General features: G+C 46.0%; 16 protein-coding genes. 10 read left to right on the forward strand and 6 right to left on the reverse strand.

Going from position 1 to position 21,275, the window contains the following annotated elements; genetic code table 11:
* The 3 genes from JUB15_RS03775 to JUB15_RS03785 all read right to left on the reverse strand — a co-directional run bounded on the left by JUB15_RS03775 (position 1) and on the right by JUB15_RS03785 (position 4,764).
* Entirely contained in the window at positions 1-1,533 is a 1,533-nt protein-coding gene (locus tag JUB15_RS03775; protein ID WP_207510978.1) for a hypothetical protein, read from the reverse strand.
* A gap of 16 nt (positions 1,534-1,549) precedes the next feature.
* Positions 1,550-2,515 carry a vWA domain-containing protein gene (locus JUB15_RS03780; RefSeq protein WP_207510979.1) on the reverse strand — a complete coding sequence of 322 codons (966 nt, stop codon included), beginning with the start codon at positions 2,513-2,515 and terminating at the stop codon, positions 1,550-1,552.
* A 152-nt stretch (positions 2,516-2,667) separates the two neighbouring features.
* A complete protein-coding gene (locus JUB15_RS03785; protein ID WP_207510980.1) occupies positions 2,668-4,764 on the reverse strand; it encodes a malectin domain-containing carbohydrate-binding protein in 2,097 nt (698 codons plus the stop codon).
* Positions 4,765-5,254: 490 nt separating this feature from the next.
* Here JUB15_RS03785 and JUB15_RS03790 point away from each other — a divergent pair, with 490 nt between their 5' ends.
* The 7 genes from JUB15_RS03790 to JUB15_RS03820 all read left to right on the forward strand — a co-directional run bounded on the left by JUB15_RS03790 (position 5,255) and on the right by JUB15_RS03820 (position 13,116).
* Positions 5,255-9,268, forward strand: a complete 4,014-nt coding sequence (locus JUB15_RS03790) for an RHS repeat-associated core domain-containing protein (protein WP_207510981.1) — start codon at positions 5,255-5,257, stop codon at positions 9,266-9,268.
* Positions 9,269-9,276: 8 nt separating this feature from the next.
* The gene (gene imm45 / locus JUB15_RS03795; protein ID WP_207510982.1) at positions 9,277-9,606 is read left to right on the forward strand and encodes an Imm45 family immunity protein; all 330 of its coding nucleotides are present in this window, start codon (positions 9,277-9,279) and stop codon (positions 9,604-9,606) included.
* A gap of 70 nt (positions 9,607-9,676) precedes the next feature.
* Positions 9,677-9,841 carry a hypothetical protein gene (locus tag JUB15_RS03800; RefSeq protein ID WP_207510983.1) on the forward strand — a complete coding sequence of 55 codons (165 nt, stop codon included), beginning with the start codon at positions 9,677-9,679 and terminating at the stop codon, positions 9,839-9,841.
* A gap of 124 nt (positions 9,842-9,965) precedes the next feature.
* Positions 9,966-10,265, forward strand: a complete 300-nt coding sequence (gene trxA, locus JUB15_RS03805; RefSeq protein WP_207510984.1) for a thioredoxin — start codon at positions 9,966-9,968, stop codon at positions 10,263-10,265.
* An 80-nt stretch (positions 10,266-10,345) separates the two neighbouring features.
* Positions 10,346-11,071, forward strand: coding sequence for a hypothetical protein (locus JUB15_RS03810; RefSeq protein ID WP_207510985.1), 726 nt, complete (start codon positions 10,346-10,348; stop codon positions 11,069-11,071).
* 97 nt (positions 11,072-11,168) lie between these two features.
* Positions 11,169-11,837 carry a FadR/GntR family transcriptional regulator gene (locus tag JUB15_RS03815; protein WP_207510986.1) on the forward strand — a complete coding sequence of 223 codons (669 nt, stop codon included), beginning with the start codon at positions 11,169-11,171 and terminating at the stop codon, positions 11,835-11,837.
* Between the two features lie 37 nt (positions 11,838-11,874).
* Complete coding sequence (locus JUB15_RS03820) at positions 11,875-13,116, forward strand: MFS transporter (protein ID WP_207510987.1); 1,242 nt, start codon at positions 11,875-11,877, stop codon at positions 13,114-13,116.
* Between the two features lie 147 nt (positions 13,117-13,263).
* Here the strand turns inward: JUB15_RS03820 and JUB15_RS03825 are convergent, their stop codons facing one another.
* The 3 genes from JUB15_RS03825 to katG all read right to left on the reverse strand — a co-directional run bounded on the left by JUB15_RS03825 (position 13,264) and on the right by katG (position 16,935).
* A complete protein-coding gene (locus JUB15_RS03825) occupies positions 13,264-13,689 on the reverse strand; it encodes a VOC family protein (RefSeq protein ID WP_207510988.1) in 426 nt (141 codons plus the stop codon).
* A 73-nt stretch (positions 13,690-13,762) separates the two neighbouring features.
* On the reverse strand, positions 13,763-14,533 hold the full coding sequence (locus tag JUB15_RS03830; RefSeq protein WP_207510989.1) for a helix-turn-helix domain-containing protein: 771 nt from the start codon (positions 14,531-14,533) through the stop codon (positions 13,763-13,765).
* A 122-nt stretch (positions 14,534-14,655) separates the two neighbouring features.
* On the reverse strand, positions 14,656-16,935 hold the full coding sequence (gene katG / locus JUB15_RS03835) for a catalase/peroxidase HPI (protein ID WP_207510990.1): 2,280 nt from the start codon (positions 16,933-16,935) through the stop codon (positions 14,656-14,658).
* 177 nt (positions 16,936-17,112) lie between these two features.
* Here katG and JUB15_RS03840 point away from each other — a divergent pair, with 177 nt between their 5' ends.
* The 3 genes from JUB15_RS03840 to JUB15_RS03850 all read left to right on the forward strand — a co-directional run bounded on the left by JUB15_RS03840 (position 17,113) and on the right by JUB15_RS03850 (position 20,395).
* Positions 17,113-17,367 (forward strand): hypothetical protein, encoded by a 255-nt coding sequence (locus JUB15_RS03840; protein ID WP_207510991.1) that lies wholly within the window; start codon positions 17,113-17,115, stop codon positions 17,365-17,367.
* A gap of 62 nt (positions 17,368-17,429) precedes the next feature.
* A complete protein-coding gene (locus JUB15_RS03845; protein ID WP_242696177.1) occupies positions 17,430-19,493 on the forward strand; it encodes a kojibiose hydrolase in 2,064 nt (687 codons plus the stop codon).
* 689 nt (positions 19,494-20,182) lie between these two features.
* The gene (locus JUB15_RS03850; RefSeq protein ID WP_207510992.1) at positions 20,183-20,395 is read left to right on the forward strand and encodes a hypothetical protein; all 213 of its coding nucleotides are present in this window, start codon (positions 20,183-20,185) and stop codon (positions 20,393-20,395) included.
* Positions 20,396-21,275: the final 880 nt, after the last annotated feature.

Below are 21,275 nucleotides of genomic sequence, written 5' to 3' on the forward strand. Positions count from 1 at the left end.
TCAGGGATTTATTAGTCGTTCCAATACAATCAATGTTTTGTCGTCGTACGTTTTTTGCGGGATGCGGGCAATATTGTGTTTTATTACTTCGGCAATGCCGGGATTATTGCTGTTCAATTGCGTTTCCACCACCCGGCCAATACCGTCGGTAAAAACAAAGGCCAGACTGATATTCTCGGCCGATTCAATGGCCCAGGCGGTATTATTGAACACTATCTGAAAGGCGTCATTTTCGGCGCTGTAATCGAGGCGGAACGCGATGCGGTCATTATCATGGGTAGGATCTTTGGAGAATTTAAAATCCTTGTGCAGAACAGTACCCTCTCCATTATGCTGAATAAAAGGAAAGACCTTTGAATCACCTGCTCTCAGAACATGCAGGTGTCCGTCCTCCGTCAACCGGCCTATGATAGCCGTGGTGGAACAAAGAGGTTTCATTCCGTCCTGAATAAGTTGTTTAATGGCCAGCTTCTTTTCTGCCGGCAGGGCATTGATACGCTGTACCCATTCCTGTTGTACATGGTTCCTTGCCTGTTCCAGCAGCGTATTCAGCGTAATTTTATCGGAAAAACATTGGGTAATGTGTTTTTGTATGTATTGCCCTATGCTTTGCGCCAGTAAACGGCTTGAAAAAATATGCGAGGTAGTTGGGCCATCGGTCAATTTCACATTGTCAGACGTGCCATCCATTAACCAGAAAAAGGTTTGCCGGGGAAGGGAAAGCATACCGGCAACATCTTCGCCCAATTCTGTATCAGTATGATTCTCCTCTTTTCGTGGGCCCGCCGATACCATGATCTCCGTCTTTATATGCGATCTGCGTTCCGGCGCAACATGCGGAACGAATTGAATGTTGGTAACAGGCGGGTTATTAGTTTCATTCTGTTGTAGCTTTTTAGTAAGCTCAAAGTTCTCTTCCATTACCTGTTTTAACTTATTGCGAACATGATCTGTATCGGCCGATATGCTGGCATTGCGGGCATCTTCGTTCAGGTATTTATCAATCAGCTCGATAATTCTTTCTTTGATCTTTGCAATTTTTATTTTTAAAGGACTGTCATGGATGGTTTCAATCCTGAGCAGACCTTTATCAACAAGATAGTTGTATAAGCTGTCCACGCCCTGCGTATAGGACTCGATCATTTTCTCCCGGACGGCTTGTTGATCTGCCATTTTTTTAAGTTTTAAATGCTGTAAGATCAGAAGAGCCAATAGCGCAATGATCATGACAGCGGTTATTCGCATGGTCCTGGTAAATGAATCTTTCTCCTGCTGTAGCTGTTGTAATTTCCTGGCCTGTTCTTTTATGGTTGATTGCATGGAATGCGCCGTATCCACCTTGTTGCCCGCTTTACTGAACGTAAGAGGGCTACCGGTACTGGCGGCCACTTTGCCTGTATCTGTTGGCGCCTGTTGGCCTTTAGGGGTATCGACCGATCGCTGAGTTGGCAGGGGATCACCATAATCAGGGCTTGCCGCAACATAACAGTACGAAGAAATGGCTAGCAGCGCAAATAGGATGCGTACATACATAATTGGTAAGTTGATATTAATTGTCTCTCACGGCAGTTCCGCTTTCTGCCAGACAAAGCGGACAAAAACCGCTGGCCCCGCTTGCCATTCTGAACAGGCCTTTTAAGTTGGCCACCTTGGAAGGATCATCAAAAAGGAAGAACTGGTCCTGGATGGGATGGCGCGGGCATTTGCTCACCAGGCTTTTTAACTGGTAATAGCCATTGTCGCCGCTATTGCCGTAGTAGGCGCTCATCAAAAGATCGAAGACCTTGCCGTTGTATTGCAGGTTCTTGAACGGACTGGGATTTAGCGTTCTGTTATCTTCACCGAGGTAATGTTCGCCATCAGAAAATAATAAAACGCGCACATTGGGGATCTGGTGGCTTTGCATATTGTCGTCGAGCACTGCCTGAATGCGGGGTTTGTAGTTGCCCAATGCGGTAATGGAAGAGTTGATAAATTGTTGGGTAAAATTAAACGCAACACTCAGGGCCTGATTAATATCGGTGGCGCCTTCTTTCTTCGACATTTTTTCGCGCAGCATTTGTTCAAGACCAGCGGCGTCTTTATACTGGTTCACAATTTCCTGAATACTGGTATAGGGTAACAAGACATCGATCTCATGATCAAAGCCAATGATAAGCACATACGCAAACTCCCTCAATGGGTTGCCGGAGAGAGAAAAGATACCGGCAGAAACACTTTTGGCGATCAGGTCGCGCTTGGAAGTGGGATGTTGGGGAAATGCAGATCCTTTCATAGAGCCCGAACAATCGAGTAACAGAATGGCCAAACCAAGATCTTCCTGTGGGGCAAAAGCGGGAAGCGCAGGGCTGGTTGAGCTGCCTTGTGTAGTTGAAACATTATTCGATCCCTGTGCGTTTACCAGAATGCTTTCTCCATAAGGGCATTTAGGGCAGAAGTAACCGTTTTGTTCAGCATCCTGTTTACTGAATGTATGACTGTTATCAGTACAGCATACCCATGAATTCATGCTCATAATTGCGGGGTTTGCCGCCAAAGTTAGCATTAGGGTAAAGCAATAAAATGGGTGTTTTCACCTGTTTTGCTTTTAGGAAGAGGGAGAAAAAAATCAGGTGAGTCACCCGTCTTCCGATAGCTATCAGATGGCGGATAACTCACCCGTTTGTTCTACCGCTTTAACAACTTCATTACTTCATTCGTCTTTGATCCGGTTATTCTCAGGAAGTAAAGGCCTGGCTTCAGTCCCAGCGGCGAAAGGTTTAGCGGTTTCATATTTCCGCCGGTAAACTGATGTCTTGCCTTGTAGAGGAGCGTACCTGATTCATTCAGCAGCTGTACTTCCACATCTTCGGTGCTGAATGTACCGGTGGTGTTTTCCTGCTTTTGAATATACAATTGGTTTTGCAGTGGAACCGGGTAGGCGAGCAGCCGGTTCTTTTCCACAACAGGCTGCGTTGTTTGTGTTACATACTGCCGGGCCGCTGTTGCTGGAACAATGGCAATACCATTGATCTGCGGATTACCGGTTACCGCTACGAAGTCAAGATCGAGTGTGCCATCGGTTACAGTAACGTTAATGGTTTCTTTATGCGCATTGCGGTACCCGGCGGCGGCGTAAATATCAAAATTATCCAGACGCACAGTGCCTTCCGCCTGCACATCGAATACGCGCAGTCCGGCCGCCTGGTTGCTGTTCTCGGCAAAGTATAACCGCACTTCATAGGTTCCATTGCTTACGGGGAAATTATAGTTCACCTGGGTGCCGCCGAATGCAGCATAGCGGTTTGTGCTGAAGATCTGGGAAGGCGCATCCGTGGTATTGGTTCCACCCCAGGGCTGATCACTGCCCGTGGTGTAATTAGGAGAGGCAGGGTCGAGCCAGGCACAGGGATCTGTTTGTTTGTCTTTTTCCCAGGGAATAGGTGTGGCTGCTACCTCTAACCCGCCTGCATTAACGCGATACAGCACTGTAGGGCCGGGTGTTCCCTGAAATTCATAGGCGCCTGCGTCATAAGCGGCTACCGGCCGTGGACGGTTCTCAAAATCGAAGGGAATGCTAAAGCCGGTTGGATTCACGCCGGCATTGATGGCCACAGAGCCTGTGAGCAGATCATAATTACCGGCAGCTGCATTTTCAAAATTGAAAGGCGCGGCAGTTGTTCTGATCACATTGCCGCTGACCACCATGGTGCCGCTCATTCTGTCGAATGCGGTATCGGTGGCAGTGCGTACGATCGCATTGTTTTGAATATAGCCCGTGCAGGCAACGGTGGGGTCGAACCGGATCACCGGCTGGGTGCTGCTGCCCATCAGTATGGTGTTGTTCACATAATAAAAGTGCTTTCCTGCTTCGGATGTAGGGTGACCACTGTAAATGGCCATCTCACCCGGATTGACGATCACATTATTGTATACATATACATTTCCCACGCCCAATACTGTTATACCATTCGCTACCGGATCTTCTATATAATTATTGTAAAATGAACCGGAAAAACCGTTGCCCAATTGTACGCCGCTGCGCTGGTTGGCCAGGTTTAACAGGCCCGGATCGATGACCCGGTTATTATAGATCTTGGCTTTTCCTGAATAGGTGCAGCCGATCTGTATACCTTCGCGGCCGGTGCGTTCAGTGATGTTGTCATACAGTTCCAGCGTGTCTATGTCGTGCTGATCGCCATCTACCGCCCAGTTAAAATGCCCGATATAAAAACCTTCACCGGTTCGCTGGTCGTGCATATAATTATGGTGGAATTTTACATTGCGCATGACAAAAGTTCCGCGGCCGGAATTATCTGTTTTCGCCATGATGCCGGCAAACCCCGAGTTTTTGATCTCCAGATGATCTACTTCGAAATTGGTACTTAAGGCCTCCAGTTGCATGCCCTGGGCGGCGCTGTCTACTACAATGCCATAAAGATCACTGCTGCCTGTACCGGTGATCCGGAAGTGTTTGGAACCCTGGAACTTGATGCCGTAGGAAAGGCCTGAGGCCAGACTGAAAGTGACTTTGCCCCCGCAGTTAATGAATACAATGGGATTAGCGGCTGTACCATTTACGTTAGTAATCAGCAGATTCCTGGTACGAACACCTGCCGCCAGGCATACCGTATCACCAGGTTGTACCGTTGATGCATTGAACGATTGCTGGGTAAGAGGAATAGTTACGGCGCAATTACAGTTTTGCGCATACGCCTCTGCTGTACATACGAAACAAGCCAGCAGGGTTATGCCGGCGTTTCTCCACGTAAATTTCCTAAACATACAACTTGATTTTATAAATGAATAATGATAAAGCCAACGTGCGGGTAGGCACCAGTGGAGCGTTATAAGGTTACCAGCAATAAGTGTGAATATGATCGTAGCGGGGATCTGCCTGACGGCGGAGTGATGAACAGAAATTTTTATGCCTGAACAGGTGGGCGAAACTCGGCTAACTGGCAGGCATCAGTGATTTATATAATGCGTTATTCAAGGCCAGTTATGTTTATACCATTTAAAATTTTTATATCAGGTTTTCTTGTTGTTTTTCACATATTCACCGATTACCGTGCCTGAGCCGGTCAGGTAAAATCTTTCCCATTCCATTTTTAAAAAAATACCCATATGCCTTTCCGTAAAAGGAACGAAATTTGTTAGTAAGCCGGTGATTTCGTCTGCCGAATTCCATTCTTCTTGCTGTTGTTAATCCCATGACAGCTTCGGGGTATCAGTTCGTTTCCGGCATGTGTTAACTATTATACAATAACCTAATATGTACTTTGCGAACACGCACCTTAAGCCTGTGATCGGGATTGACCTCCATTTTGTGAATACGCCGATTCCGTTTATTCCGCTTCCTCATCCATACATCGGCCTGGTAATTGATCCCTTTGATTATATCCCTTTTATTGGCGCAACGGTAAAAGTGAATAATGTACCTCGTGGTAATGCCGATACCGCTGGGATGATCATTACGTTTATACACATCCCTTTTGGCATTGGCTTTTCCCTGATCCCTGTGATTGGCCACGACAGCACCAATTTCTTTGGCAGCAAAACGGTGTCGGTAGATGGCGCTCCCATGAGCGGCTCGGGCTACATGCTCATGACCTGTAACGACATTGGTTTGCCGCTTTCGTTCAGGCCGGGTAAAAAATTCAAACCCATTCCTTCCTTATATTTACCCACTTCATTTTGTATCCCTTTACAATGGGGTAAACCGGTGATGGTAGGCGGACCGCTGGTGCCCAACTTCAGCCTGATGGCGTTATTGAAAGCTTTTGCCTTTGGTTCCTTCCTGAAGGTTTTTGGTAAAGCAGGCGGCAAAATGCTAAAAGCCTTAAACAATAAGTTGCTTAAAAGATTCCCGGCTACCAGTAAGCTAAGCAGCAAACTGTGTAAAATGGGCTTCGATCCCGTTGATCTCATCACCGGCCGCGTTACATACGAATATACCGATATTGAACTGCCAGGCCCCATCCCTTTGACGTTCAGCCGCTGCTGGGATAGCGATTCAGACGTTGCAGGTCCACTGGGCCATGGTGTTCACCTGAGCTACGATCGCTGGATACAGGAATGGCCCGATGAGGATTGTTTGTCATTAATGATGGCCGATGGCCGCCTGGTCGTTTTTCCATGGCTGGCTGCAGGAGATGAGTACTATCATCCGCAGGAAAAAATACTTTTGCGCCGCAAACAAAACGGTCACTTTTTGCTGGAAGACTATAATGAAGAGCGCTACTATCATTTTAATTATGATACAATACCGGGTACCTGGCGTTTGTCCTTTATTGAAAATTACAGCGGCAACCGCATTCAGTTACATTATAACGGCCGTCATTTAAATGCGATCACCGACAGTGTTGGGAGGCAACTGTTCTTTACGCTCGACAAACAACGGCGTATTACCGGGGTAACACTCCGGCATAAGAACATTGAGCAAACGCTGGTGAGCTATAGCTATAATGAAGCCGGTGATCTGGTCGCTATTGCCGACGGCCTGAACCAGCAGGTGCATCTTGAATACCAGGATCACCTGATGGTAAAAAAGACCGACCGGAACGGCCAATCATTTTACTGGGAATATGATAATAAAAAGCGCTGTGTGCATACCTGGGGCGATGGTGGCTTGCTGGAAGGTTTTATTGAATACAGGAAAGGGTATAATGTAGTCACCAATTCGTTAGGTGAAACAACTACTTACTATTACGATGAGAACAATCTCTGTGTACAGGAAACCGATCATTATGGCAATCACCGGTATACAGAATATACCGAAACCTTTGACCTGTACCGCGAGATTGACGAAGCCGGCTTTATTACCGGTTATACATACAATGAACGGGGCATGTTACAGGCAAGAACGGCTCCCGATGGCAGCAGCGTACAGATTCAATACAATGAGTATAACCAGCCCGTTTTAATTATCCATCCCGATGGCAGCAGCCAGACCTTTGGCTATGATGCTGCCCGCCGTTTGCAGTTTGTGAATTATCCCAATGGTAAAACAACTGCCTACGAATACAATGAAGAGGGACAGTTGACCAGCGTCACTGAACCAGGTAATCGAAAAACAATACTGAGCTACGATGAAGATGAGAACCTGAGCAGTTTGCAATGGCCGGATGGTGCAGTCGCCAGCTGGAAATATGATGCCCTGGGTAACTGCATTCAATCTGCCGATACATCAGGGCATGTACGGCAGTTCCGTTACGATCAACTGAACCGCCTGAGCCATTTATATCTGCCCGATGGTAATCATGTAAAGCTGGTTTACAATGCATATGAAGAAGTGGTTCAGGCAGCTGACAAACATGGCGAGGTACAATTCGAATATACGCCGCTGGGAAAACTGGCAAAACGGAAAGAGCATGGAGTAGAGCAGCAATACCTGTACGATACACAACAAAGACTTACCGCTGTTGTAAACGAAGCAGGCGGGCATTATACCTTCAGCTATAACAAACGGGGCGAAATTATCAATGAAACCGGCTTTGGGGGTGTGCAGAAACAATACGAGCGCGATGTCACCGGTAAAATAGTGAAGATCGTACGCAGGGGTGGACTGTTCACCAATTATGAATATGATGCCAATGGCCGTATCATTCGCGTGGAGCATGAAGATGGCAGCTGGGAGCTGTACAGGTATGATAGAAATGGCCGTCTGGCAGAGGCGATCAATGAGCACAGCCAGGTGCGGTTCAAACGCAATAAAATGGGCTATGTGCACACCGAGCAGCAGGACGAATACGTGGTGGAAAGCGTTTACGACAATTCGGGCCACCGCATACAGCTAACCAGCAACCTGGGTGCTGCTATACAATTGCAGCGCAATAAGAGTGGACAGGTAACGCATCTGCAGGCAAAACAACAGCAGCAGTTATGGGAAGCCCATTTCAAATACAGCCCGGCCGACCAGGAAATAGAACGGTTATTGCCTGGTGGAATTACCAGCGAATGGCAATATGATCGCGCTCACCGCCCGGGTGAGCATAAAATAACGCAACGCGGCACCGTACAAAGCTGGAAGAAATATACCTGGGATGTGAACGACCGGTTGACCAATATATTTGAAGCCATCTCGCAGAGCAATACCCGTTTCAAGCATGATCAACTCGGCAACCTGGTATTTGCACAATATGCCGATAATAATATTGTGCACCGTGTTACCGATAGTACCGGGAATATTTATGAAACCACATCAAAAACAGATCGCAGCTACGACAGCAGCGGCGCCCTGCTTGAAAATAACAACTACATTTTTACATACGATGCAGATGGCCGTCTGTTACACAAAACCGAAAAGGCAACGCTTAAGAGAACGCAATACGAGTGGTATGCCAATGGGCAGTTGCATAAAGTGGTGCGGCCTGATGGTAAAGTGGTGACATTTACCTATGATGCGCTGGGGCGGCGGATATCAAAAACATTTGATGGAACCATAACACGTTGGGTTTGGGATGGAGACAACATTTTGCATGAATGGAGTTACCCGGAAACAGAAAAGCCACAGGCGGTAGTGAATGAGTGGGGAGCCATCAGTTACGCTACGCAGGAGCCTAACCCGGCCAATGCCGGGGCCGCGGTGAAAGCCATAACCTGGGTGTTTGAACCGGATAGTCACAGGCTCGCCGCCAAAATAGCGAATGGCGCTGCTTACAGTGTTATAACCGATCATGTGGGAGCACCCCAATGGGTATATGATGCGGAAGGAAAAAAAAATTGGGAAGGGGTACTGGATATTTACGGAAGAGTAAGACCTTTATGCGGCAGCCGCAGCGACATGCCGTTCAGGTACCAGGGGCAGTATGAAGATGTGGAGACGGGGTTGTATTATAACAGGTTCAGGTATTATGATCCAGAACAGGGAAATTATATTAGCCAGGATCCGATTGGATTGGCGGGCAGTAATCCTACCTTGTATGGTTATGTGAACGATCCCAACGTTTTTATAGACCCGTTTGGTTTAAATGCAAAACCTGAATCGGCCAAGGCATTTGAAGCAAGAATATCAAAAATGCCTCCCGGCGAAAGGGTCATTGCAGTGAATGGAAAAGTAGCTAAGGTTGCCCGGAAAAATGGCTGGGAAAAAGACACGAAGATTACCCGGTTAAATAACCGAGATGTTTACAGGGATGCGGAGGGTAATCTGTATGCAGCAGATACCCAACATGGAAGAATTGAATATAATGATAAACGAGGAAAGCATTTAGGAGAGTATGATATTGATGGTGTTAAACAAAAGCCGGCTGACACTTCCGGTAAACATGATCTAAGATGTGGTTAAAATAAAATATGAAAAATATAAAGTTAGTCGATTCAAAAGAGGACCTTGTTCGCGGTTCAATCTTAAGATGCAAAGGAAAATATCCTTATGAAGATTATGTGGACTTTATGGTAATTGAGCAACAGGAGCACTATTCGCTACTTGTAATATCAGGATATAAAGCCGGATTGACATATGTGCAATTGCCAGAAGAATCTGTTCCTAAAAACAATGAAGGCTATGCTATAAGTATTGAGTGGTTAAAATTAAACTGGAATAAATGGGGATACATTGATTGTCCCGTTACGGATGTCCATATATTATTTAAGGAACCTCCAAGCAGTTTTGAGGATAATTAAAATCCTCCTGCAAAAAACTCCACCAACCTTTGCCTGGGATTTCGTAACTTATGTATATAAATTTCAGTTTATGAAAAGAATTGTGGTGGTCATCATTCTGATTGCCTTTATTGGGGCAGTGGCATTTGCCAGGCTGAGCCGGACAACCAGAACTGAAAAACAAAAAGCGCCCGTTAAACAGGAGCAGAAGAACGAACAGAAAAAAGAATACAAGCGGCACTGCATGTTCTCCTGAATTACATGAAAGAAGAAAGGCATTTACTGTCTGGGTAGCCGGTCAACATTGAGCAGGTCACTGGCCTGCTTTTTTTATATTTATAAACGAACTGGTTAAGCAAGCTTCATAAAACGATGGAACTATGAAAGAGAATTTTTTAAATATCCTGAACGACAGCAAACCGGTGTTGGTGGATTTTTTTGCAGAATGGTGCGGCCCCTGTAAAATGCAGGCGCCGGTATTGCAGGAAGTGAAATCTATAGTAGGGGATAAGGTGCGGATCATTAAGATCGATGTAGACAGATCGCCGGCCGTTGCCCAGCAATACCAGATCAGCGGCGTGCCAACCCTGATCCTGTTCAGGAACGGCCAACCGGTTTGGCGGCAATCAGGCCTGGCCAGTAAAAAGCAATTGGTTGATCTTATTCAACAGTATGTATAGGCAGGATGGGAATGTAAACTGCTGTTGTTGCGAATGTTAAGAATGAATATTAATTTTAGCGCGGCAATACCTATACATATATGAGTTTGAGTTATAATAAGTTCTTGCTGCCGGCCTGTATTTTACTTGCCAGCTTTGCCTTTATATCCTGCAAAAAGAATGATAACAAAGAGCACCCACTGGTAAGCGGTAATTTTGTGTTTGATAAACTGGGCAATTTTAGCTCCATAAGAATGTTTACAAGGCTTGGCGAAGTCAAAGATCAAAGCCTGATCGGGCAATATAAAATTAAATTTTCAGAACATATTTATCCCACGGCCCCAACCTCTTCAGATGCGGTTGATACGTTTAACATAATTGATGAACACACCGCACGGCATATTACCAGGAACAGCTTCACCAATGAGTTAATGACAAAGGACTTTGTAATTACTAAAATGGATAACCATTACCAATTCCGAAGCAAAGACACTTCGAGATTTATGTCTCAGCCGGTTGATAGATTCATGACAAACATTGGAAAATATAAACCCTATTATTTTGTTACGCCAACACCTGTAGGCGGTAGTATGGTCACGACCTTACAATACTTCTATGCATCGCCCACTGCTGAAGGCTTGGTTTTCCCTTTCATCAACGTAATACGATTTGCTACCATCAATAACCCGTGGCAACCATATAGCACTTATGTCAATGTAAACCGGGTGAACAATGTGTTTGATGAAAAATTCCCGTTGAATACATTGATATATGATACGCTGCTCGTACAATCATTCAATGTAACGTATAAAGAAACAGCACGCTGACAACATTCCCTGAAAATTAAACGTCATTCAAACAAATTAATGCGGTAATTCTTGTTAGATCACCGCATGGGGTATATCTTTGTATTCGTCTGATGATATGATGAATAATATTATCCCCCGCAGGTCACTGGCCGATGAAGTAGCTGCCCAATTACAACAGCAGATCACCCTTGGTAAATATAAAACCGGTGAGCAGCTGCCTATTGAGCCGGAATTGATGAAAACCTTTGGGGTAGGGCGTTCTACCATTCGGGAAGCAATTAAAATACTGGTGAATTCAGGCCTGTTGCGTGTTCAGCAGGGACTGGGTACCTTCGTAGAAGGCGCAGAAGGGATCAAAGAGCCATTGCCCCAGCGACTGAAAAGGGCCGATTTTAAAGACCTCGACGAAGTGCGGCAACTCATAGAAATTAAGATCGCCGAAAAAGCAGCTGCCAACAGAACGGAGGATGATCTGAAAGAGATCCGCCACTGGCTGTCAGCCCGTAAAAAAGCGGCTACTGAAAACCTGCTGCTGGAAAGTGTTGAGGCTGACATCCGGTTCCATACCGCCATTGCAGTAGCATCTAAAAACGAGATCCTGGCCGACCTGTACAAGACCTTCTCATTGCAAATAAAAAACAGGTTTCTGACCATTTTTACAGACACTACTGATTTTAAAGAAACGCAGGAACTGCATGAACAATTGCTGAAAAGCATCGAAGCAAAAGATGCCAAAAAGGCCTGGAACACGGCCGCAAAAATCATAGGACATACTGCTCAATAAAAAATTTCTATTTAAACATCAGATGATCTGACAAATTATGATGAAAACAACCAATTCCTCCGCAGCTATTGATCCAAAAGCACTGGCGCAAACAACCGTTTATTCCATTCTGTTCACTATTAGCTTTACCCATCTGTTAAACGATATGATGCAGTCGGTTATCCCGGCTATCTATCCATTGATGAAAGACAATTTTCAATTGTCGTTTACCGAGATCGGGTTGATCACGTTTACTTTCCAGGTTACCGCATCGCTGCTGCAGCCTTTCGTTGGACACTTTACCGATAAAACGCCCCGCCCTTATTCACTGGCCATTGGTATGAGCTTTACATTGGCAGGGCTTATTTCCCTGGCATTTGCTTCCAGCTTTATCGCTATACTCATTTCAGTTAGTTTGATCGGCATGGGCTCCTCTGTATTTCATCCCGAATCGTCGCGGGTGGCGCACCTGGCTTCCGGTGGTAAGAAAGGACTGGCCCAATCTATTTTCCAGTTAGGCGGTAATGCCGGAGCCGCTATCGGACCTTTACTGGCTGCATTGATCGTTGTTCCTTATGGACAATTCAATATTATCTGGTTTGCGTTCATAGCCATTTTGGGCATCATTGTGCTTTTTAGAGTGGGCACCTGGTATAAAGGCCATTTAATATCGAAAAGCAAAAATAAAACGGTTGCTGTTCCCGCGAACCATAAGGCATTGTCAAAAACAAAGGTCATTACTTCCCTGGGCATCCTGTTGGTGCTTATCTTCTCGAAGTACTTTTATATGGCCAGCATGAGCAGTTACTTTACTTTTTATCTTATTGATAAATTTCATGTAACGGTACAGCAGTCACAGATCTACCTGTTCATCTTTCTGGCATCCGTAGCTGCCGGTACTTTACTGGGCGGCGCATTGGGCGACCGTTTCGGGCGGAAATATATTATCTGGATCTCGATCCTGGGCGCTGCGCCCTTTACATTGTTGCTGCCCTATGCCAACCTGTTCTGGTGTGGCGTACTGTCGGTTATCATTGGCCTTATTATGTCCTCCGCGTTCTCTGCCATCCTGGTGTATGCCACAGAACTGGTGCCTGGTAAGGTAGGTATGATCGCCGGTTTGTTCTTTGGTTTTGCCTTTGGTATGGGCGGGCTGGGTTCAGCGGTATTGGGAAAACTGGCCGACATCACCAGCGTAGGTTATGTTTTTAAGGTATGCGCTTTTTTGCCTCTGATCGGTTTTGTGACCGGTTTTTTGCCGAATATTGAACAAACGAAAAAAGCAGCTGCCAGCGCTTAAGTAAACATCCTCAACAAATGTCAAAATAACTGTTGTCAGTCACAGCCGGGAACAGGGCCGGTTCATTTTCCCGGCAACGCTGTATAACATAACAAGAAGGGCCGGCCTATGGGCAAGCCTTTCTTGTTATTCTTTTCCGGTTGCTTATTAAGCATTTTTCAATTGCTCTATATCGAATTTTTTCATTTGCATGTAGGTCTGCATAACCTTTTGTGCTTTCGCCGGATCGCTTAACAGCTTCGGTAATATAGTCGGTACAATCTGCCAGCTCACACGAAATTGATCTTTTAACCACCCGCACTGGCCTTCACTGCCACCATTCGCGGTCAATTTTTCCCAGTAATAGTCGATCTCTTCCTGGGTTTCACAATCTACTACAAACGATACTGCTTCATTGAATTTGAAATGCGGGCCTGCATTTAATCCCATAAACTTCTTGCCATTCAATTCAAAAGTTACCACCATTTGATTATCGGCCGTGATCTTTGAGTTCTTGAAAATGGAGCAATAGAATTTTGCTGCGGCCTGTGCCTGGCCATCGAACCACAGGCAGGGATAAATTTGATTAGTCATGATAATTGTTTTTGCTTTATTGATAGCACAAAGAAACAACGCCCGCAAAACCTGAAATAGAACAAAGCCGACATTATTCCGCCTGGCCGAATTTCAGGTAATCTTTGGGCGTGATACCGGTAAACTCTTTGAAGGCGCGGATGAAATGGCTTTGATCGGCATAGCCATTGGCGAAAGCAACATCGGTAAGCTTGTTGAACTGCCTGTTGTTAAGCTGTTGAAAAGCGTTATTGAACTGCCAGATGCGCCTGAACAGGTTGGGCGCCACGCCAATGTTCTTTTCAAACAGCCGTTGAAAAGTGCGTTCGGTAATGTGCAGTTCCTTTTGCACCCTGAGCAGGGCATCTTTATTGGCATTTTCTACAATGGCCTGGGTGGCGAACCGGATCAATTTGCAATCGGCAGTGGTTTTGGTGATCAGGCTGAACACATAGTCATCCAGCAGCGAAAGCATAACTGAGGTGGAGTCTGCATTGAGTAACTGTTCCTGTAATCGCCCGGTTTTGGAAGGCGACAGCAAATTCAGATCGATGGGGTTGTCGGTCAGCTCGCGGGCAGAAACGCCAAATAAGGCAAATAACGCAAACGGTTTAAAGAAGTAGGCGATGAGGGTAAAATTGTCGCGGATGATTAATGTTTCCGGGAAAACGGTTTGGCCAAACAGGGTGAGGTTATTGGTGTTGGTCTTGATAAGTCCCCTGGCGGTTTGAAACAGCAGGGTAGGCGCTCCATTGGCATACAAAGGCAGCGTGAATGGGTTGGTGACCAGTACATCCTCAATGACCAGGATCCTGTCTACGTAGTTACTGATCTTTTCGCATGGCGCCAGGTTACTGACTTTCATAGTGTTTGCATTGGTCAGACAGCATCAAAGATAATCTACTCACCTCTCTTGGCAAATTCCACCTAAAAGCAAGAAGTTCCGGTGGTTACCGGAACTTCTTTAATTGTACACACATCTATTAATTACTGTATATCAAATCGGTCGAGGTTCATCACTTTATTCCAGGCAGCAACAAAATCTTTCACAAATTTCTCTTTGCCATCCGAGCTTGCATACACTTCTGCAATCGCTCTCAGTTCTGCGTTGGAACCAAATATGAGGTCAGCGCGCGAGCCTGTCCATTTTGGTTGGCCGGTAGCACGGTCGCTGCCTAAAAACAATTCCCTGTCTTCCGAAACAGCTTTCCAGGCTGTGTTCATGTCGAGCAGGTTTACAAAGAAATCGTTGGTAAGCACGCCGGGGCGGGTAGTGAAGACGCCGTTTTTGGAACCGTCGAAATTGGTGTTCAGTACGCGCATACCACCCACCAGTACAGTCAGTTCAGGCGCCGTAAGCGTGAGCAAATGTGCTTTATCTATCAGCAATGCTTCCGTTGATGCATGGAATTTCGCACTGCGGTAGTTGCGAAAACCATCAGCAATGGGTTCCAGGTGACCAACTGATTCAACATCGGTTTGTTCCTGCGAAGCATCCATACGGCCAGGGGTAAACGGAACAGTGATGGTATGCCCGGCATCTTTAGCTGCTTTTTCAACACCAGCACAACCGGCCAGTACGATCAGGTCGGCCAGCGATACTTTTTTACCGGCTGTTTGTGCACCATTGAATTCTTTTTGAATGCTTTCCAGTTTGCTCAGTACTTTCTTCAACTGGGCTGGATTATTCACAGGCCAGTCTTTTTGCGGCGCGAGGCGAATGCGGGCGCCATTGGCGCCACCGCGTTTGTCCGAACCGCGGAAGGTAGAAGCCGAAGCCCATGCTGTAGACACCAGTTCTGAAACGCTTAAACCGGATGCCAGTACTTTCGCCTTTAGGTCAGTTATATCTTTTTCATCGATCAATGCATGGTCAACTGCCGGAATGGGATCCTGCCACAGCAGTTCTTCCTGCGGCACGTCAGGGCCCAGATAGCGGGCGCGCGGTCCCATATCGCGGTGCGTTAATTTAAACCAGGCGCGGGCGAAAGCGTCTGCAAATGCATCGGGGTTTTCCAGGAAACGCCGGGATATTTTTTCGTAAACAGGATCGAACCGTAAAGAAAGATCGGTAGTAAGCATGGTGGGCAAACGTTTTTTAGAACCATCATGGGCGTCAGGAATTATGCTCTCCGCATTTTTAGCCACCCACTGGTGTGCACCGGCCGGACTTTTAGTCAATTCCCACTCAAACCCAAACAGGTTCTCGAAAAAGTTATTGCTCCACCGGGTGGGCGTTTTCGTCCAGGTAACGTCCAGGCCGCTGGTGATGGTATCGGCGCCTTTACCGGTACCGAAACTGTTGCTCCAGCCCAGGCCCTGCATTTCAATGCCTGCAGCTTCAGGTTCTTTACCTACATGCACATCAGCAGGCGCTGCGCCATGGGCTTTACCAAAGCTGTGTCCACCCGCGATGAGGGCAACGGTTTCTTCATCGTTCATAGCCATACGGCCGAACGTATCACGAATATCTTTAGCGGCTGCGATAGGGTCAGGATTGCCATCGGGGCCTTCCGGGTTCACATAGATCAAACCCATTTGTACAGCGGCCAGCGGTTTTTCGAGGTTGCGGCCGTGGATCCTGCCATCTGCATCATCATCCGACGAAACCACACCATGTTCTTTAGGAACGCCGGGTGAACCATGCGCATAACGGATATCGCCACCCAGCCAGGTATTTTCAGAACCCCAATACACATCTTCATCGGGTTCCCACGCATCTACACGGCCACCGGCAAACCCAAATGTTTTAAAACCCATTGATTCCAGTGCCACATTACCGGTAAGGATCATGAGGTCGGCCCAGGAGATCTTGTTGCCATATTTTTGTTTGATAGGCCACAGCAGTCTGCGTGCTTTATCCAGGCTTACGTTATCGGGCCAGCTGTTCAGGGGAGCAAAACGTTGTTGACCGGAACCACCGCCGCCACGGCCATCAAACACGCGGTAGGTACCGGCGCTATGCCAGGCCATACGGATGAATAACGGGCCATAGTGACCGAAATCGGCCGGCCACCAGTCCTGTGAGTCGGTCATGAGAGCATGCAGGTCTTTTTTCACTGCTTCCAGGTCAAGGCTTTTAAAAGCTTCGGCATATTTGAAATCTTTATCGAGGGGGTTTGATTTCTCAGAGTGCTGACGCAGAATGTTTACCTTTAACTGGTCAGGCCACCAGTCACGGTTCCTGGTGCCACTACCGGCAACACTTTGCTTCAAACTGCCATTATGAAAGGGACATTTACTGATGTCGTTAGATCCTTTTTCCATCTTAAAAGTTGTTTATGGTATTAGTGAATGACCGCACCATTTTTGTGCAGGGTGGTAAAATTAGGGTTTTGGGGTAATAATTATAATCAATTGATTCTATATTTCAATAGGTAAAATCTATAATGCGGCCCGATAGCAGCATTTATGGATTTGGTCACTAAAAATTAACTTTATGCTATGAATAAAGATCTAAGAGAAACGCTGCCCGCTAAAGGAAGCTTTTACGAGCTGGTGGTAAAGCTGCACCAGGAAAAACAACAGGCCGCTATGTTGTATGACGACGGCGGTGTAACCCGCGCCAATGGTTTTATTACAACCGTTTTCGAAAAGGACGGGAAACACTGGCTGCGGCTGGATGATCAATTGGAAATTGACATAGAGAAGCTCTATGCCATCAACGGTCTCTTTTCCTCGGATTATTCCGAATGTTAGCGATGAAAGATACCATGGCAGAATTGCTTACATTCGACTTTTACATTTAACGATCTGCCATCATGAAACATGCCCTCATCACTATCAATTTATTGATACTTCTTTCTGTTTGCACTTTCTGCCAGGATCCCTGGAAAATTACAGCCGGTTCAATAGACCCATCCAATTATTATGGCATTACCGTTGCCAATGGAATGATCGGTATTGTATCATCGCCGGAACCGCTAAAAGTAAAGGAGGTGGTGCTGGCCGGTGCTTATGATCTGTATGGCCGCGGGCGGGTGAGCAATTTTCTGCGCAGCTTCAACCTGCTGAACGTATACCTCGATATTGATGGCCGCCGGCTCGATGCCAAAAGTATAACCGGTTTTAAGCAGGAGCTAAATATGCGGCAGGCAGCCTTCACCGCTTCTTTTGATTACGGCGATAAAGCCACTATCAGCTATACTTACTATTCCTTACGCCATTTACCCTACACTGTGTTGATGGATGTTAGCATAACTGCCAAAAAAGAGCTGGCCGTTACCGGCGCCAGCGTTATGGAAGCGCCGGATGCCCTGAAAGACGTACAGAATTATTACAATGAGATCGACCGGCCGCATGTGGTACTCAGTTTGCTAACCTCAACAGCCAGATCGCCCACCGGCAAATTACTGATGTGCGCTACCAACACATTCCTGTTTGATGAAGAGCATGGGCATGAACCCCGGGTCATCCATGAAATGTGGGATAACAACATGCACCTGATGAAGTTCTCCAAAAATATGAAAGCTGGAGAGCATTACCGTTTCTCCATTGCCGGTTCTTCCATCACTTCTGCACACCATGATGATCCGTTGAATGCCGCAGAACGCCTCACCATTTATGCAAAGCTGGAAGGGCGCAACCGGTTATTGCAGTTGCATCAAAAAGCCTGGGACAGCTTGTGGCGAAGCGATATTGTGATAGAAGGAGATGCCCAGGCACAACAGGACGTCCGCAGCATGCTGTATCATCTTTATTCCTTTGTTCGGGAAGGAACGGCCAATTCGCCTTCGCCCATGGGCTTAAGTGGACTGGGGTATAACGGCCATGTCTTTTGGGATGCGGAACTATGGATGTATCCGCCTTTGCTGGTGCTGCATCCTGAGCTCGCCAAAAGCATGATCGAATACCGGTTCCAACGGCTGGAAGCCGCGAAACGAAATGCTTTTACGAACGGGTTCAAAGGGGCGATGTACCCGTGGGAGAGTGCCGCCACCGGCGTGGAAGAAACGCCGGTATGGGCATTGAGCGGGCCTTTTGAACATCATATAACAGCTGATGTGGCCATAGCCGCGTGGAATTATTATGCGGTAACGCAGGACAAACAATGGCTTCGCGAAAAAGGGTATCCCATATTGTCTGCTACTGCCGACTTTTGGACAAGCCGGGTCGAACGAAATGGTCCGGGCCACTATGACATAAAAAATGTGGTAGCCGCCGATGAATGGGCCGAGAATGTAGACAACAATGCTTTTACCAATGCCGCTGCAAAAGCCAATCTGCAATACGCCACACAGGCCGCCATTCTGCTGGGTATTACGCCCAATGCTGACTGGATGCAGGTGGCAAACAATATCCCTGTTTTAAAGATGCCCGCCCAGCCGGGGCAGTCAGCCGGGGCTGACGGTGTTACCCGGGAACACGCTACCTATAAAGGAGAAGGCATTAAACAGGCGGATGTGAATTTGCTGGCTTATCCGTTGAAGGAGATCACTGATCCGAAACAGATCAAAAGAGACCTCGAGTATTACGAAACCCGGGTGCCGCAGGAAGGTACGCCTGCTATGACGCAAGCGGTTTTTACGTTGCTGTATGCACGGTTAGGTGATACCAGCAAAGCGTATCATTGGTTCAGAGATGCTTATCTGCCCAACCTGAATCCGCCCTTCCGGGTGATAGCAGAAACGAAGGGCGGCACCAATCCTTATTTTGCAACGGGCGCCGGTGGTGTGCTGCAGGCGGTATTGATGGGTTTCGGTGGGTTGGAAATAACGCCTAAAGGGATCATTCAGATCAGATCCTCGCTTCCCGCCAACTGGAAAAAATGTACCATCACCGGTGTTGGGCCGGCCAGGAAAACCTATAGCCGGGAAGCGAAATAAGGTCGCCAGCACCGTATCAACACCGGTCTTACGTAGGTTCAGAAGACATAACAATGGCATTCCGAGGTGGGATGACTAGTGTGCCGCAGGTAACAGTGATGGTCACGGGCTGCCATTCTTCCTGCTATAATCCGTTAGCACCTATTTTTCACCAGGTACCGGTGTAGGGGAAGTAAATGAGGGTAACGGATCGTACGCAGATTGCCGGTGTAAATGGCTCTTGAAAGGACGAATGGACGAAGGCCCGGTCAAACTGGCACGGCTAAAAAAATGTGTACCAGAATCCTTTTCCACATTGACGGGTAAAGTTTGTGTAAACGGATGGGCAATTTTAACGTTTAATCAATAACATTTAAATACCAGATTCAGTATGCAATTGTACTTGTAGTGGAACGTGTGTCTATCAGTTCTAACACCAATATGTTGCCATTACACCTGTGGATATGTGGAAACAGCAGGGTTCAAACGATCCGTGCGGTACTTATATAGGTTTTCTTTTTTTTCAATTGATTATGAGTATATTATTAAATAAAGCAGGAGCCTTTCCAAAGCATTTTCAAGCTGCATTGATTTTGTTTTTACCAGGCAGATCCTGTGGCGCGACATCCTTTTTTCGGGGAAAGCACAACCACAAATCGGCCGGGTTTATGGTGGCATAATTTTTCCAAGATGATTATAAAGTTTTGATCATGGACAAACAGGATATAAAGAAGGATTTAAAAACTGACAGGAAAAAGACAGTAGAAGAAGAAAAAGACAATTCAGTTTCGCAACCTGATCCTGAAACACTTCATAAAACAGATCCTCAGGAAAGTATGAAGGGACCCGTTAGTTCCCTTGTAAATAAGGTAAAAGAAAACGCTGAGGAAAATGATGAAGAAGAAAATGATGAAAAAGAATGAATAATAAAGACTGGAGATCCGTTGCTTTCCAAATCGGATAAGATTTAAAGGGCTATCATAATGATAGCTTTTTTTGCCCGTCTGTTTAGGGAATGATATGTAGCTATAATATAGTACCTCATTAAAACCAAATTGCGATGAATTATTTGTTACATTTTGAAGTATTATACATCAAAACACCTACCGTTTGTTTACGTTTCATTGAACAATTGATTGAAGAAAAGTTTTCATTGAAACACTGATTATTTTAGAAGAATGGAGCCTGAATTATTTGGTGGTATTAAATAAATATCTTTAATTTTGAGACATATTCTAGAGCGGTTATGCAGAGGAAATAATACCACAGCGCTTGTCGAATGAGTGTTTTAAGTGGGTTCCTTTTTGATGTCATTCTTTTCTTTCGTGCTTTAATTTTCTATCCAATTATTCTTGCTAATTACTTTCATCCATTATCCAAACATACATAGTGATGTCGGGTTTGTCTAAATCTCTTTTATTCGGGATTATGATTGGCGAAGCCTTTGTGTGATAAGTACAGTTGTTTTGAAGCCAGTGAGTGTTGAAGAAAAACCTTGTAGTCTTAAAAAAAAGGTATTAATTTATAGTGTTCTCTTATCCTCTTTCGATCCCCTTATTCTTTCATAATGTTAGCCTTTTTTAGCTGAATTGCAGTGAAACTGTGATTTTGATCGGCGGAGCCGTACGTTTTGAGGAAGTGAAAAGATCGCGCAGCGATATTAAGGCTAATGAATTGGTTAGGCGCTCTGATCCCTGGAAAGCAACCGGTAAATTCATTTGTTCGTAAAACTTTAAAAAACCAATTCAGACTTTAGCTGAAACTCCCGTTGTTCTAATAATCTACAACCAGCGATTTAATTCT

The sequence above is a fragment of the Longitalea luteola genome, from assembly GCF_017356035.1.
GTDB classification, from domain to species: Bacteria; Bacteroidota; Bacteroidia; order Chitinophagales; family Chitinophagaceae; genus Niastella; species Niastella luteola.

Coding starts and splice junctions, on each gene's coding strand:
- JUB15_RS03775 (WP_207510978.1), bottom strand. CDS start 1,533: ATGTATGTACGCATCCTATTTGCGCTGCTAGCCATTTCTTCGTACTGT.
- JUB15_RS03780 (WP_207510979.1), bottom strand. CDS start 2,515: ATGAGCATGAATTCATGGGTATGCTGTACTGATAACAGTCATACATTC.
- JUB15_RS03785 (WP_207510980.1), bottom strand. CDS start 4,764: ATGTTTAGGAAATTTACGTGGAGAAACGCCGGCATAACCCTGCTGGCT.
- JUB15_RS03790 (WP_207510981.1), top strand. CDS start 5,255: ATGTACTTTGCGAACACGCACCTTAAGCCTGTGATCGGGATTGACCTC.
- imm45 (WP_207510982.1), top strand. CDS start 9,277: ATGAAAAATATAAAGTTAGTCGATTCAAAAGAGGACCTTGTTCGCGGT.
- JUB15_RS03800 (WP_207510983.1), top strand. CDS start 9,677: ATGAAAAGAATTGTGGTGGTCATCATTCTGATTGCCTTTATTGGGGCA.
- trxA (WP_207510984.1), top strand. CDS start 9,966: ATGAAAGAGAATTTTTTAAATATCCTGAACGACAGCAAACCGGTGTTG.
- JUB15_RS03810 (WP_207510985.1), top strand. CDS start 10,346: ATGAGTTTGAGTTATAATAAGTTCTTGCTGCCGGCCTGTATTTTACTT.
- JUB15_RS03815 (WP_207510986.1), top strand. CDS start 11,169: ATGATGAATAATATTATCCCCCGCAGGTCACTGGCCGATGAAGTAGCT.
- JUB15_RS03820 (WP_207510987.1), top strand. CDS start 11,875: ATGATGAAAACAACCAATTCCTCCGCAGCTATTGATCCAAAAGCACTG.
- JUB15_RS03825 (WP_207510988.1), bottom strand. CDS start 13,689: ATGACTAATCAAATTTATCCCTGCCTGTGGTTCGATGGCCAGGCACAG.
- JUB15_RS03830 (WP_207510989.1), bottom strand. CDS start 14,533: ATGAAAGTCAGTAACCTGGCGCCATGCGAAAAGATCAGTAACTACGTA.
- katG (WP_207510990.1), bottom strand. CDS start 16,935: ATGGAAAAAGGATCTAACGACATCAGTAAATGTCCCTTTCATAATGGC.
- JUB15_RS03840 (WP_207510991.1), top strand. CDS start 17,113: ATGAATAAAGATCTAAGAGAAACGCTGCCCGCTAAAGGAAGCTTTTAC.
- JUB15_RS03845 (WP_242696177.1), top strand. CDS start 17,430: ATGAAACATGCCCTCATCACTATCAATTTATTGATACTTCTTTCTGTT.
- JUB15_RS03850 (WP_207510992.1), top strand. CDS start 20,183: ATGGACAAACAGGATATAAAGAAGGATTTAAAAACTGACAGGAAAAAG.